Below are 475 nucleotides of genomic sequence, written 5' to 3'. Positions count from 1 at the left end.
ACCCCTTTGCCGCTATGACTTTTTTCTGGCCGGAACTCGAACGCCAAGTGCGTGTTGAAGGACGCATTGAAAAACTCGACGCCGCCGCTTCGGACGAATATTTTGAAAGCCGCCCGTATACCAGCCGTATCGGCGCATGGGCAAGCGCGCAAAGCGAAGTGATTTCCAGCAAAGCCGTCTTGGTGGCCAAAGCCGCGGCCGTCGGTGTCAAACATCCCCTGCATGTTCCCCGCCCGCCGCATTGGGGCGGATACCTCGTTATTCCCGACCGTATCGAATTCTGGCAAGGCCGTCCCAGCCGCCTGCACGACCGCATCCAATACCGCCTGGTTGACGGCAACTGGATACGCGAACGCCTTTCACCATAATTTTCGGATTTTCAAACAAAAATTTACTGGTTGAGTTACAATACAGCCTTTCATCGGCAGGCCGTCTGAATCTGATTTTCAGACGGCCTTTTCCCCCAATCCAACCC

The 475-nt window shown here is 54.9% G+C and carries 1 protein-coding gene; it reads left to right on the top strand.

What is annotated here, in order from left to right; translation table 11 throughout:
* The coding region (locus ACTHUM_RS19255) for a pyridoxine/pyridoxamine 5'-phosphate oxidase (protein WP_440403891.1) at positions 1-368 on the top strand (368 nt) is incomplete at its 5' end.
* Positions 369-475 lie beyond the last annotated feature (107 nt).

The sequence above is a fragment of the Neisseria sp. P0021.S006 genome, assembly GCF_051956895.1.
This window is presented reverse-complemented; position numbering and strand designations above follow the sequence as displayed.